Below are 13987 nucleotides of genomic sequence, written 5' to 3' on the forward strand. Positions count from 1 at the left end.
CTGTTGAGTTCTCAAGGAACGAACGCTTCCTTCGTACTCACCCGAGAGACTCACTCTCGCGGCTTTCCTCCGGGCGCTTCCCTCCGGTCTTGCGTTTCCGACTCTATCAGATCTTTTCTCGACCTGATCCCCAGTCAGCGGGGTTTGCCTTCCCGGCCGTTGGGCCGTTCCGACGTCCCAAACTTTAGCGGATCCTCTCGGCAGTTCCTAATCGGAGCCGCCGAGCCCCATTCGAATTGAATTCGGGCACGCCGAATTCGACCCCATTGGGAGATCGTGCTGGTGGTTTGGGTGCCGCTGCTGCGGCGGAGGCGCTACCGCAGAACCGTTACGGCTCCGTGGCAACCCGAAGAACTCTACGGATCGACGGGCGGACTGTCAAGTCTCCCCCGAGAGACCTTCCGGCAAACGTCGAAGCCCGTCAGTCCAGGTCGTTGAGTCGCCCGCCGGCGTCCGGCTGAGCGTGCTCCACCCTACGGAGCAAACGGGTCAGGACCTCGCCGAGGGCGGTGCGCTCCCCCGGCGAGAGATCCTGGAGGAGGTCCTCCTCGAAGACCGAGGCGAGCCGCATCGCCTTGAGCCACTTCTCGCGGCCCTCCGCGGTGAGCTCGACGATGACGCGGACGCGGTTGGTCTCGTCGCGCTCCCTGGTGACCAGCCCCTCGGCGACCATGCGGTCGATCCGGTGGGTCATCGCGGCCGGTGTGAGGCCTAGGCGCTTGGCGAGGTCGCTGGGGCCCATGCGGTACGGGGCGCCCGAGAGGACGAGTGCCTTGAGTACCTCCCACTCGGCGTTGCTGATGCCGAGGGCGGCGGTCTGGCGGCCGTAGGCGACGTTCATACGGCGGTTGAGGCGGGACAGCGCCGAGACGATCTTCTCGACCTGGGGGTCGAGGTCCTGGAACTCGCGCTGGTAGGCGGCGATCTGCTCTTCGAGTGTCGGCTCGCTGAGGCCGGGGGTGTCGCCCATGAGTCGAAGTATCGCATGGGCCTGCTTGGCGTCGAAGTCCTTCAAGGTGTACTGTTTAGGTCTAATTTTAGCTTTGAAGTCTTCAGGTTTGAGAGAGGTGGACGTGTCCAGGGCGATGGGCGCAGCGATGCGCCGGATTCATGTGGGCAACGCGCTCAGCGCGTTCGGTCTCGGCTTCACCGTCCCGTATCTGTACGTCTATGTGGCGCAGGTGCGGGATCTTGGTGCTGTGACGGCGGGGCTCGTGCTCGCCGTGTTCGCCGTGGCCGCGCTGGTGGTCCTTCCGTTCGCCGGGCGGGCCATCGTCCGGCGCGGTCCACTGCCGGTGCTGCTCGCCGCCCTGGTCACCGCCGCCGTCGGAGCGCTGAGCCTGGGGCTGGCGGGCAGCGCGGCGACCGTGCTGCTCTCGGCGGCCGCGCTCGGGGCCGGGCAGGCCGTGATGCAGCCCGCGCTCGCGACGATGATCGTGGACTGTTCGACGGCCGACACGCGATCGCGGGCCTTCGCCACGCAGTTCTTCCTACAGAACCTGGGGCTGGGGGTCGGCGGGCTCATCGGGGGGCATCTCGTCGACGTCTCGCGCGCCGGGTCCTTCACTGTGCTGTTCGCGATCGAGGCGGCGATGTTCCTGCTGCTGGTGGCGGTGATGGCGACCGTACGACCGCCGCGCGCGCCGAAGATCGGGGACGACGCACAGGCGGGGACGGACAGCGGGAGTTGGAAGCAGCTGCTCGGCAATCGGGCCATGGTGCAGCTGTGTGTGCTGGGGTTCGTGCTGTTCTTCGCCTGCTACGGGCAGTTCGAGTCGGGGCTCAGTGCGTACGGGGTCGAGGCCGCCGGGATTTCGACGTCGGCGCTGGGGACCGCGCTGGCGGCGAACACGGCGGTGATCGTGGTCGCGCAGTTCGCCGTGCTGAGGTTCGTCGAGCGGCGCAGGCGGTCGCGGGTGATCGCGAGTGTCGGGCTGATCTGGGCCGTGGCGTGGGCGGTGGCCGGGTACGCGGGGCTGGGGCACGGCAGCCAGGCCATGGCGACGGCCGCGTTCGTGTCGACGTACGCGCTGTTCGGGCTCGGTGAGGCGATGCTGTCGCCGACCGTGGCGCCGCTGGTGGCCGATCTGGCGCCGACGGGGATGGCGGGGCAGTACAACGCCGCTTTCGCGCTGGTGAAGCAGCTCGCGCTGGCGGTGGGGCCGGCGGTGGGCGGGCCGATGGGGGCCTCGCTGCACGCGCCGTACATCGTGACGTTTCTGCTGTTCTCGCTGGGCATCGCCGTGCTCGCGGTCAGGCTCGGGCGGCAGCTGACCCCCGTGCAGAATCAGCCGTCGTCGGCGAAGAGCCGGGTGGTGGCTCGTGGCGGGGCGCCCGCGGAGCCCGTGTCGGCGGGCGCCTGAGCCCGGTCAGCGGATGGCGGTGGCCAGCAGGGCCGTGAACGGGAGGCGGGCCGTGCCGTCGGGGGCTCTGTGGTTGACGAGGAGGTCGCACAGGGCTCGGGCGGCGTGGGCCATGGTGTCCGGGCCTGCCTCGGCGAGTGAGCGGGTCCAGGGGACGGACGACAGCTGGCCCGGGACCCAGTAGGTGAGCGGCGGGGTGACGACGTCCCGGGTGAGTTCGTGGACGGTGCCCTCGCGCAGGCCGGCCGCGGTGAAGCCGGCGGTGAGGCGGTCGGCGGTGCAGGAGAAGGCCCGGGTGAAGGCCGCGGTCTCCTCGGGGGAGCCGTGCTCCTCGATGACCCGGTACTGGGCGTCGAAGTAGGGGCTGAGCTCCTTCGCGGCCCAGACGGTGAGGGCGATACGCCCGCTGGGGCGCAGGACGCGGGCCGCCTCGGTGAGGGCGGCGTCGAGGTCGGGGAAGAACTGGGCGCCCTGCGAGCAGATGATGACGTCGAAGGCGGCGTCCTCGTAGGGGAGCTTGTCGGCGGAGGCCTGCGTGAACTCGATGTCCGGGTACATGCGAGGCGCCTTGGCGGCGGCCACCTGGAGCATGCCCTCATTGATGTCGGCGGCGGCGACATGGCCGGTGGGGCCGACCCGGGCGGCCGCGGCGCGGGCCACGAAGCCGGTGCCGCAGGCCAGGTCGAGCACCTGGGCGCCGGGGAACAGGTCGACGGCGTCGTCGAGCACCGCCTCGATGAACGGCGCCACCATGGGGGCGATGAACTGCTCGTAGCGTTCGGGTGCGTTGCCCTTGAGCTGGAAGCCTGTTTCGTCTGTCGTCATGGCTTCAGCTACTAGCACCACCCGTCACGGACGAGAAGGTGCCGCGCGGAAACATGCTCCCTGGGGGCTACGTGGCGCGCGGCAGCGCGAACTCGCACCACACCGCCTTTCCACCACCCGGCGTACGGCGGGAGCCCCAGGCGGAGGCGATCGTCGCGATGATGGCGATGCCCCGGCCCGACTCGTCGCCCGGTTCGGCGCGGCGGCGGCGCGGGAGGTGGTCGTCGCCGTCCGTCACCTCGACGATCAGGCGGCGGTCGGTGCGGCGCAGGCGCAGGCGCATGGGCGGGGTGCCGTGCTGGAGGGAGTTGGCGACGAGTTCGCTGGCGGCCAGGACGCCCAGGTCGTGCAGGTCCGGTGGGAAGCGCCAGCTGGTCAGCACGCCGGAGGCGAAGGCACGCGCGCGTGGGGCCGCTTCGACGCCGCCGAGCAGTTCCAGGGCCGCGTTGCGGAAGAGCTCGCTCTCAGGGCCGGTGCGGGCCGGGTGCTGGAGGACCAGGACGGCCACGTCGTCGTCGTGGTCGGCGCGGACGCCCGCCGAGCGGACCAGGCGGTCGCAGACCACCTGAGGGGTGCCCGTGGCGCCCGCGAGGGCCCGCTGCAGGGAGGCGATCCCCTCGTCGAGGTCCTCGTCCCGGCGTTCGACCAGGCCGTCCGTGTAGAGGACCGCGGTGGAGCCGGGGCCGAGCGGGACCGAGCCCGAGGAGTGCATCCAGCCGCCGGTGCCGAGCGGGGGTCCGGTGGGCTCGTCGGCGCGCAGGACGGTGCCGCTCTCGTCGCGTACGAGGATCGGGAGGTGGCCGGCGGAGGCGTACACCAGGCGGCCCTCGTTGGGGTCGTGGACGGCGTACACGCATGTGGCGATCTGGTTGGCGTCGATCTCCGTGGCGAGGCCGTCCAGGAGCTGCAGGACCTCGTGCGGGGGCAGGTCGAGGCGGGCGTAGGCGCGGACGGCCGTGCGGAGCTGGCCCATCACCGCGGCCGCCCGTACGCCTCTGCCCATGACGTCGCCGATGACGAGGGCGGTGCGGCCGCCGCCGAGGGTGATGACGTCGTACCAGTCGCCGCCGACCGCGGCCTCCGTGCCGCCGGGGTGGTAGACGGCGGCGACGCGCAGGTCGTCGGGCTCCTCCAGCTCCTGGGGCAGCAGGGAGCGCTGGAGGGTGACGGCGGTCTCACGCTGCTGGCGCTCGCTGGTGCGCAGCCGTTCGGCGGCCTCGGCGTGGTCGGTGACGTCGGCGGCGAAGATGAGCACGCCGCCCGCCTTGCCGTCCGTGACGCCACTCCCTTCGGGAGTGGCGGGCAGGTCGACGGGGGTGCACGTGAACGTGTACGAGCGGCCGCCGGCCGCCTTGCGGGACTTGACCGTACGGGGCTTGGAGCTGCGCAGCACCTGGTCGAGGAGGGGCAGCAGGCCGAGTTCGCCGAGCTCGGGCAGGGCCTCGTGGGCGGGCTCGCCGACCGGGCGGGTGCCGAAGACCGCCACATAGGCGTCGTTGACGTAGGCGATGCGGTGGTCGGGGCCGTGCACGAGGGCGACGAGGGCCGGGATGCGGTCGAGGACCTCGCGGGTGCGCAGGTCGTCGACGGCGGGCGCGTCCGGCGCCCCGTCGTCCGTCTGTTCGGCGCGGGCCGCGGGCACCGATCCCTCCCCCGGCCGGTCCGGGGAGACCGCGAGTTCGGTCCGCGCCGCGGCGCGGCGCTGCGTTCCGGGGAGCCGGGCGCTCCAGCGGGTGAAGTTCACCGATTCCTTGCCTCATGTTGTCGTCTCGGCCGGCTCCCGGTCCGGCCGGGGTCCCCGGGGGTGCCCCCCGGGGAGATGCAGCACTTGAGAAGAAGCCTCGTGGATTTGGTAGGGCGAGGGGTGCCCGCCCAAGGTCGTGGACCAGTCTGGCCGACCGGACCGACAACCGTCAGACGCCGTCGTGATCGGTGGAGTTCCTGGATCCGGTCAGGACGACCCCTTCGGGTCCTGAGGAGGCTTTCCACCGGCAGCGAGTTCGAACTCCGCACGGGGATGTTCGAGCGAGCCGAGGGACACGATCTCCCTCTTGAAGAGCCCTGACAAGGTCCATTCGGCGAGTACTCGGGCCTTGCGGTTGAAGGTGGGGACCCTGCTCAGGTGGTAGAGGCGGTGCATGAACCAGGCAGGGTAGCCCTTCAGCTTGCGCCCGTAGACATGGGCGACGCCTTTGTGCAGCCCCAGGGAGGCGACCGAGCCGGCGTACTTGTGGGCGTACGTTTCGAGTTCCTCGCCGCGCAGGGAGCGGACGATGTTGTCGCCGAGGGCCCTGGCCTGGCGGACGGCGTGCTGCGCGTTGGGCGCGGTCTCCTTGCCGGGCTCCCCGGCGGTGACGTCCGGAACTGCGGCCGCGTCTCCCGCTGCCCACGCGTGCGTGACGCCCTCGACGGTCAGCCGGGGGGTGCACTTCAGGCGCCCGCGCTCGTTCAGCGGCAGGTCGGTCGCGGCGAGGACCGGGTGCGGTTTCACTCCGGCGGTCCACACGACCGTACGCGTCGGGAAGCGCGCCCCGTCGCTGAGGACGGCGACCCGGTCGGCGCAGGATTCGAGGCGGGTCTCCAGGCGTACGTCGATGTTGCGCTGCCGCAGCTGCGTGACCGTGTACTTGCCCATCACCTCGCCGACCTCGGGAAGGATGCGGTCCGAGGCCTCCACGAGAATCCACTTCATGTCCTCGGGCGTGACGTTGTGGTAGTAGCGCGCGGCGTAGCGGGCCATGTCCTCCAGCTCGCCGAGCGCCTCGACGCCCGCGAAACCGCCTCCTACGAAGACGAAGGTCAGGGCCGCGTCGCGGATCGCGGGGTCGCGGGTGGAGGAGGCGATGTCCATCTGCTCGATGACGTGGTTGCGCAGTCCGATGGCCTCCTCGACGGTCTTGAACCCGATGGCGTGCTCGGCGAGTCCGGGAATCGGGAGGGTCCGCGAGACCGAACCGGGGGCGAGGACCAGTTCGTCGTACGTCACCTGCTCCGCGCCCGCGCCCTCCTCCTTGGTGGCGAGAGTGGTGAGCGTGGCGGTGCGTTTGGCGTGGTCGATCGCGGTGGCCTCGCCGATGACGACCTTGCACAGGCCCAGGACGCGGCGCAGCGGCACCACGACGTGGCGCGGCGAGATGTTGCCCGCGGCGGCCTCGGGGAGGAATGGCTGATACGTCATATAGGGGTCGGGTGAGACAACGACGATCTCGATCTCGCCACGCCCGAGCTCCTCCTTCAGCTTCCGCTGGAGGCGCAGGGCGGTGTAGAGCCCGACATAGCCGCCGCCGACGATCAGAACGCGCACACACTTCGGGGGTTCGGGGGTCGTCCCCCGATGGATAGCAGCCGTCACCATCCCATGACGCACCCACCTCGTTGGTTTGTCCACAGGCCCGGCAATTTGTGTGACCGGCGGCGGCGAACGCGCGGGGTTGGCCGATTTGCCGGAGTGTGAGGGAGGTTCGCAGGTCAGATGGTGCGAGCCCGGTGACAGGAGGGGGCGCAATCAGGGCGTAATCGGCCCGTACTCCGATCGGGGGGCGCTCCGTGCGGAACCTGCCTCTTCTGAATTGACTCCCTCTCAACTATGTTCGTGTGTCGACGGGGTGTAGGGGGATGCGCTCACGGTCCGCGACGGGCGGGCCCGTGAACCCGCGTGTGTTCCGGACGCTCCGGCTTTCATGGCGGGGAGAGTCTCCGGGGGGAGACGTCATTACCGGGGGAACACATATGCACATTCAGGACTCTCATTGGTCATCCGCATCGGCCGTCGCATCCGGCGGCGGCACGGTGAGCGGAATGATGAGCGCGACGGTGGGCAGCGGACGCGGCGACGGATCGCGTTCGGCACCGCTGCGCGTGGACGCACAGCGCAACCTCGAACACGTGCTGCGCGCGGCGCGTGAGGTCTTCGGCGAGCTGGGCTACGGCGCGCCGATGGAGGACGTGGCCCGGCGTGCCCGGGTCGGCGTCGGCACGGTGTACCGGCGGTTCCCGAGCAAGGACGTCCTGGTCCGGCGGATAGCCGAGGAGGAGACCTCCCGGCTGACCGACCAGGCGCGGGCGGCGCTCGGCCAGGAGGACGAGCCGTGGTCGGCGCTGTCGCGCTTCCTGCGGACGTCGGTCGCCTCGGGCGCCGGGCGGCTGCTGCCGCCGCAGGTGCTGCGAGTGGGCGTCGCCGACGAGGGCACCGACGGCACGGACGGGATCGTCACGGACGAGGCGCGGGTGCCGCAGCAGCGGCCCCGGCCCGCGGCCGAGCTGCGGCTGGTGTCGGAGGAGTCGGCTGTGGCCGACGATGCCGGTGCGGCGGCGCTGCTCGACGTCGTGGGGCAGCTCGTGGAGCGGGCGCGCGCGGCGGGTGAGCTGCGGGCGGACGTGACCGTGGCGGACGTGCTGCTGGTCATCGCCACGGCGGCGCCCTCACTGCCGGACGCCGCCCAGCAGGCCGCGGCCTCGGCCCGGCTGCTGGACATCCTTCTGGAGGGGCTGCGGTCCCGGCCGGCGTGAAACCCGTCCCGGGGGCTCGCAGGGGCGCCCGGTGGGGGCACGGCGGTTCGTGACGCCACATCCCGTACGGGGAGAGCCGGTTGGGCTTGCCCCGTACGGGTGAACGCCAGTACATGCGATCCGGGAAGACCCCACGGACGAGTGGTTCCTCGTACAGCCCGGTCCTGAACAAAAGCCAATATGGCACTCTGACCCGGTGTTTCGGGACTGGGTGCGCAGGCGGCGGGGGCTTTCCGCGATGAGCGTTGACGGGCGGGACGAGTCACCCGGCGAGGGTGACGCGGAGACCGGCGGACAGACGTCGCCGCAGGTGCCGAGCCAGGGCAGTTCTTCCAGGGGTGCTGCATCCGGGGGTGCTCCAGTGGGCGCTCCGGGCGGTGCCGCGGCCCCGGCGGGCGGCGACGACACGGGCGTCGGGGACGTCCCGGGTGTCCCGGGTGTCCCGGGTGTCCCGGGTGTCAGCGTGCCCTCGCAGCGTGAACGGCTGGGCCGGTACGACGCCTACGACACCCACGACAGCGTCCTGCCACCCCCGCGTGAGCGGGACGAGCTGCCGCCCTCCGACGCCGATCTGATCGGGCGGATGCGCGGCGGCGACGACACGGCGTACGAGGAGCTGTACCGGCGCCACGCGGACGCCGTACGCCGGTACGCGCGCACCTGCTGCCGGGACGCGCACACCGCCGACGACCTCACCGCCGAGGTGTTCGCCCGCATGCTCCAGGCCGTGCGCGGCGGCTCCGGCCCCACGCACGCCGTACGCGCGTACCTGCTCACGACCGTCCGGCGCGTGGCCGCGACCTGGACGAAGTCGGCGAAGCGGGAGCACCTGGTCGACGACTTCGCGGTCTTCGCCCAGCAGGCCGCGCGCAGCTCCGAGGTGTCCGACGACGACACTCTGGACCTCGGCGCGGACGTACGCGCGATGCACGAGGCCGAGCAGTCGATGGCCATGCAGGCGTTCCGGTCGCTGCCGGAGCGGTGGCAGGCCGTGCTGTGGCACACCGAGGTCGAGGACGAGTCGCCGAGCGAGGTCGCCACGCTCTTCGGGCTCGACGCCAACGGCACGCGCGTACTCGCCAGCCGCGCCCGCGAGGGCCTCAAGCAGGCGTACCTCCAGGCCCACGTCAGCACCACGCTCGTCACCGACGAGGAGTGCGCGCGGTACGCCGACCGGCTCGGCGCGTACGCCCGCGGCGGCCTGCGTACGCGCGCCGAGCGGGGGTTGCGCAAGCACCTGGAGGAGTGCGCCAAGTGCCGACTGGCCGCCGGGCAGATCAAGGAGGTCGCGAGCGGCATTCCCGCTGTCGTACCGGTCGCGGTCATCGGGTGGTTCGGCGCCGCCGGGTACGCGAAGGCGGCCGCGCTCGTCGCCGGTGGCACGGGCGTGGGCGCGGCCGGTGCCGCGGGTGCCGCCTCCGCGGCGAGCGGCTCCGGCGGGGCGGGCTCCGGTGGCGGGGCGGCGGCCTCGGAGGGGCTGGGCGCGCCGGTGAAGGCCGGTATCGCGGCGGGTGTCGTCGCGGTGGCCGCGGCGGTGGTGGCGCTCGCGCTGGTGGGCGACGACCAGAGGCCGAAGGAGCCGGTGGCCAAGCCGCCCGCCTCGCAGCCGGAGGCGCCCACGCCGACGGCCACGCGGTCGCCGTCGCCGCTTCCGGAGGAGCCCGAACCGCTGGTGGCCCCGGTGGTGGCCCCGGTGCCGACGTCGAGCCCGACGCCACGCCGACTCCCACACCCACTCCCGCTCCTACCCCACCCACCAGGCCTTCTCCGGTGCCCACGTCGCCTTCCCCGAGCCCGTCGCCGACGACGCCGGCTCCACCTCCCCCACCCGCTCCTCCGGCGCCTCCGGCGGGCTTCCCGTGGAACGAGCTGGAGTACGGCGCCACCGGCGACGGCACCAAGCCCGAGAGGCGGCTCGCCGAGAGCAGCTGGGTCTGGCAGCGGTACGGGCTGTCGATCGCGGACCGGACGTACACGAAGGGTGTGACCGTCCACGGGCAGTCCTCCGTCACCATCGACCTCAACCGCGAGTGCACCGCGTACGACGCCCTCGTCGGCGTCGACGACATGACGCACGGCCTGGGCAAGGTCTACTTCTCCGTGTACGCCGACAGGGTCCTGCTGTGGAAGTCCGGGATGATCAAGGGTGGGGACCCGGCGGTGCCCGTCCATGTGGACCTCGGCGGGCGCGAGACCGTACGGCTGGTCGTGGAACCGCACAGCCACTTCGACACGTTGGCGCTGGCGGACTGGGCGGAGTCGTCGTTCATGTGTGAGTGACGTCCCAGGCATGTGTGAGTGGCGTGCGGGCGTGTGCGAGTGGCGTGCGGGTGGGCCTGTGGTCGGTCAGACGGGCGGGTGGGCTTTCAGTGCCTCGGCCAGGTCGTCCAGGGCGTCCGACGGGGTGAAGGCCGTGCCTGCGGTGCACTCGGTCGCGCAGCGGTCGGGGCCCAGGGCAGAGAGGGCGGCGGCCTCGACGCGCTCGGCCTCGTGGCGTTCCGGGACGAGGCGCGCGTACTCGCCGCGCCAACGGGTGGCGGCGGCGAGCAGGCGGACCGCGCGCGGGTGGTCGCCGAGCCGGGCCAGAACGGCGCCCGCCGCGTCGGCCACGGCCGCCGTGACCGCCTCGGCGCACCGGCTCTCCACCGCGGCGCGCAGGGTGTCGGCCAGCTTCGGCAGAGCGTGCTCCGGGCCCGACTCGGCGGCCGTGACCAGGCCGTCGACCAGTCCCAGATAGGCGTTGAACTGCGGTGGCGGTGTCCCCCGGCGGATCTCCCGGCGCGCCGCGTCCCACCACTCACGCGCGCGAGTGGTCTCCCCGTCCTCCAATGCCATGCTGGCGCGCAGGAGATGGACGAACGCGCGGGAGTCCGGCACCCCGAGACGGTCGGCCGTGGCGGTCGCCTCGTCCAGCGCGGCCAGGGCCGCGGGGCGGTCGCCCGCGCGGTAGGCGATCTCGCCGAGGCGGGCGATGAGGAACGGTGCCTCGGCGTGGGCGCCCACCTCGTGGGCCAGGCGCAGCGCCTCCTCGTACTCCCCCTTCGCCTCCGTCAACCGGCCGCGGGCCATCGCCGCCTCGCCCGCCGCGCTGCACACCTGGGCCCGCATCCAGCGGTCGCCCACACGGCGGCTGAGGGTGCGCAGTTCGGCGAGGTCCTCGTCCACGCCGTGCAGGTTGCCGGGGGAGTCGACGACCATGTGCGTACGGAACATCAGGATGACGCCGAGTTCCCAGTCACCGCCGTACTCGCGGCAGTTGACGACCGCGGCGTCCATCAGGGCGTGGATGTCGGTTGCCGCGCCGTCCAGCATGTACGAGGTCAGCGGCCAGACCAGGCCCGGGAAGCGGGCGGCGTCCGGGCCTGTGCGGCCGAACTCCGCGCGGAGCCTTGCCACGTACTCCCGTGCCCGGGGGTCCTCGGGCGGGCCCATCTGGCCCGAGTCCGCCACGAGGAAGAGGTGCAGCAGGCGGAGGTTCATGCGGGGGCGGTGGCGGGGGTGGCTCTTGGGGGTGGGGTCGGCGAGGAACGCGGTGATGAGGTCGGGGGGTCGGCCCGCCTCGGCTTCGCCTTCGGCGGGGGTGTGTTTCCCACCCGCACCACGCGTGCGGCTTTCGTGGTCGGGTGCGGGTGGCCCCTGTGAGGGGTACTCGACGTTGGCGGGTGCGGGTGCGGGATCTGTAGCGAACTCGCCGTGGGCCAGTGCGGGTGGCTGCTGCGGTGGCCGTTCGCCGGTGGAGGGTACGGGAGCGGGAACCGGCGCACCGGAGGCGGGTACGGGTGGCTTCTGCGAGGGACGCTCACCGGAAGCGAGCGCGAGCTGAGCCGGCTCACGGGAGGCGGGTACGGGTGGCTTCTGCGGAAGTCGTTCACCGCTGGAGGTCGCGGGAGCGGGAGCCGACTCACCGGGGGCGGGCACGGGTGGCTCCTGCGAGGGACGCTCACCAGAAGCAGGCGCGAGAGAGGGATCGGGAACGGACGCCCCGGAGGCGAGTACAGGTGACTCCTGCCAGGGACGCTCACCAGAAGCAGGCGCGAGAGGCGGCTCGGGAGCCGGCTCGCCGGAGGCGGATGAGGGTCGCTTCTGTGGAGGTCGTTCGCCGGCGGTGGGGGTGGCGTCCGAGGTTGTGGTCAGGTGGAGGACTCGGGTGGTCCACTGGGCGCCCTCGTGGCGGAAGTTGCGGAGCCACCAGAACCAGCCCATGGCGAGGGTGAGGTGGGTGGCGGTGTCCTCGTCGGCAGAGGTGATGGTGCGGTGGAGGGCGATGCGGATGTTGTCGAGGTCGGTCTCCAGGCGCTGGATCCAGGGGAGTTGGTCGGCGGAGCGGAGGCGGGGCTCGGCCTCCTCGACGAGGGCGCGGACCCAGGCGTGGTGGCGGTGTTCGGCGGCGGTGCGAAGGTCGGGGAGTTCGGCGGCGCGCTGGGTGGCGTACTCGTGGATCGTTTCCAGGAGGCGGTAGCGCATGCCAGCCAGGCCTCGTTCGCACGGAGTCGCCACGACCAGGGACTTGTCGACAAGGGCCCCGAGGAGGTCGGCCACGGGGCCGGTACAGACCGCCTCCGCGGCCTCCAGGTCCCAGCCGCCCGCGAAGACCGAGACCTCGCGAAGGACCGTGCGTTCGGGGTCGTCCAGCAGGTCCCAGGACCAGTCGACCACGGCCCTCAGGGTCTGCTGGCGGGGCAGGACCGTACGGCTGCCGCTGGTGAGCAGGCGGAAGCGGTCGTCCAGGCGGTCGGCGATCTGGCGGGGGGTCAGGAGCCGTAGGCGGGCGGCGGCCAGTTCGATGGCGAGGGGCAGGCCGTCGAGGCGTCGGCAGATCTCGTCGACGGCCTCGGTGTCGCGGAGGACCGTGTCCGCGTCGGGGCGTACGGCGGTCGCGCGCTCCCTGAAGAGGCGGTGCGCCGGGTCGGGGAGGAGGGGTTCGACCGGGCGCACGGACTCGCCGGGGACGCCCAGGGGTTCACGGCTGGTGGCGAGGATCGTGAGTCCTGGGCAGTGGGTGAGGAGGGTCTCGGCGAGTTCGGCCGCGGCGTCGATGACATGTTCGCAGTTGTCAAGGATCAGGAGCTGGCTGCGCGGTGCGCAGTGCTCGATGAGCAGGGCGACCGGGTCGTCCTGCGGCATCACCATCTCGTTGGTGATCAGCGCGGTCTCCCGCAGACCGAGCGCACTGACCACCGCGCCCACCACCGCCTCCGGCCGGTCGAGCGGGGCGAGCTCGGCCAGCCACGCCTGCGGATGCCCGGCGGCGGCTTCCTCGGCGAGGCGGGTCTTCCCGGAGCCGCCCGGTCCGGTGAGCGTGACGAGGCGGGCCCTGTGCAGATCGGAACGGATGGCGTCGAGTTCGAGTTCCCGGCCGACGAAAGATGTCAGACGGGGGCGGATGTTGCCGCTCCGCTCGGGGGTGGAGGGCTCGGGGGTGGAGGGCTCGGGGATCGGGGGTTCCGGGATGGACGGGTGAGGGGGTTCGCTCGGGTGCTGGTGCAGCAGCTTCGTGTGCAGCTCGCGCAGTTCCGGGCCCGGGTCGGTGCCGAGGTCGTCCAGCAGGGACCGGCGTACGGACTCGTAGGCCGCCAGGGCGTCCGCGGCGCGGCCCGTGTCGCGCAGGGCGCGGATGAGGAGGGCGTGCAGGGGCTCGTCGTACGGGTGGGTCTCGGTCAGTTCCCTGAGCTCCGGTACGACGTCGGGGGCGCGGCCGAGTCTCAGGTCCGCCTCGATGCGGGTGCGGGTCGCTTCCGCGCGCAGGGTCTCCGGGCGGGTTGCGGCAGTGCGGTCGGGGAGGTCGGCCAGGGCGGGGCCACGCCAGAGGGCGAGGGCCGTGCGGAGGGCGGTGGCGGCGGTCGTGGGGTCCTGGTGGGCCAGGGATGCCTTGGCCTCTCGTACGAGGCGCTCGAAGGTGAACAGGTCCACGTCTTCCGGGGCGGCGGCGAGGCGGTAGCCGCCGGGGGCCGAAGTGATCGTGTTCCTGCCGATGGCTCGGCGGAGGCGGCCGATGAGGGCCTGGAGGGCGGCGGGGGCGTCGGCGGGTGGATTGTCCGCCCATACCTCGTCGATCAGGGTCTCCGGGGCGACCGTGCGGTCGGCTCTGAGTGCCAGGGCGGTGAGCAGCGCGCGGACGCGGGGGCCGCCGACGGGCACAAGGGTCCCCTGACCGTCCTTGGCCTGGGTGACGCCCAGGATTTCGTACCGCACGGGGTCATTGTCGTCGGTGGGGGTGGGGGTGGGGGTGGGCACGGGGTTTCGGGGTGAGTCGGCGGATGGTGGGGGCGTGAGGAGGGACGGTGACGGCA

At 72.2% G+C, this 13987-nt stretch carries 7 protein-coding genes and 1 pseudogene; 3 read left to right on the forward strand and 5 right to left on the reverse strand.

The window, feature by feature from the left end; genetic code table 11:
* Positions 1 to 421: 421 nt before the first annotated feature.
* Positions 422 to 970, reverse strand: a complete 549-nt coding sequence (locus ACWD3C_RS14545) for a MarR family winged helix-turn-helix transcriptional regulator (RefSeq protein WP_451143949.1) — start codon at positions 968 to 970, stop codon at positions 422 to 424.
* 115 nt (positions 971 to 1085) lie between these two features.
* Here ACWD3C_RS14545 and ACWD3C_RS14550 point away from each other — a divergent pair, with 115 nt between their 5' ends.
* The gene (locus ACWD3C_RS14550) at positions 1086 to 2363 is read left to right on the forward strand and encodes an MFS transporter (RefSeq protein ID WP_451143951.1); all 1278 of its coding nucleotides are present in this window, start codon (positions 1086 to 1088) and stop codon (positions 2361 to 2363) included.
* A 6-nt stretch (positions 2364 to 2369) separates the two neighbouring features.
* On the opposite strand, the gene ACWD3C_RS14555 is transcribed toward ACWD3C_RS14550, so the two are convergent.
* The 3 genes from ACWD3C_RS14555 to ACWD3C_RS14565 form a co-directional block, all read right to left on the reverse strand.
* Positions 2370 to 3188 (reverse strand): class I SAM-dependent methyltransferase, encoded by an 819-nt coding sequence (locus ACWD3C_RS14555; RefSeq protein WP_451143689.1) that lies wholly within the window; start codon positions 3186 to 3188, stop codon positions 2370 to 2372.
* A 67-nt stretch (positions 3189 to 3255) separates the two neighbouring features.
* Positions 3256 to 4932 carry an ATP-binding SpoIIE family protein phosphatase gene (locus tag ACWD3C_RS14560; protein ID WP_451143691.1) on the reverse strand — a complete coding sequence of 559 codons (1677 nt, stop codon included), beginning with the start codon at positions 4930 to 4932 and terminating at the stop codon, positions 3256 to 3258.
* Between the two features lie 207 nt (positions 4933 to 5139).
* The gene (locus tag ACWD3C_RS14565; protein ID WP_451143693.1) at positions 5140 to 6543 is read right to left on the reverse strand and encodes an NAD(P)/FAD-dependent oxidoreductase; all 1404 of its coding nucleotides are present in this window, start codon (positions 6541 to 6543) and stop codon (positions 5140 to 5142) included.
* Positions 6544 to 6917: 374 nt separating this feature from the next.
* Between ACWD3C_RS14565 and ACWD3C_RS14570 the strand changes: the two genes are divergently transcribed.
* Complete coding sequence (locus ACWD3C_RS14570; protein ID WP_451143695.1) at positions 6918 to 7697, forward strand: TetR/AcrR family transcriptional regulator; 780 nt, start codon at positions 6918 to 6920, stop codon at positions 7695 to 7697.
* 238 nt (positions 7698 to 7935) lie between these two features.
* Positions 7936 to 9977, forward strand: a pseudogene (locus ACWD3C_RS14575) (sigma-70 family RNA polymerase sigma factor).
* 66 nt (positions 9978 to 10043) lie between these two features.
* On the opposite strand, the gene ACWD3C_RS14580 reads toward ACWD3C_RS14575, so the two are convergent.
* The gene (locus ACWD3C_RS14580; RefSeq protein WP_451143697.1) at positions 10044 to 13889 is read right to left on the reverse strand and encodes a BTAD domain-containing putative transcriptional regulator; all 3846 of its coding nucleotides are present in this window, start codon (positions 13887 to 13889) and stop codon (positions 10044 to 10046) included.
* Positions 13890 to 13987: the final 98 nt, after the last annotated feature.

The organism is Streptomyces sp. NPDC002845 (assembly GCF_053591955.1).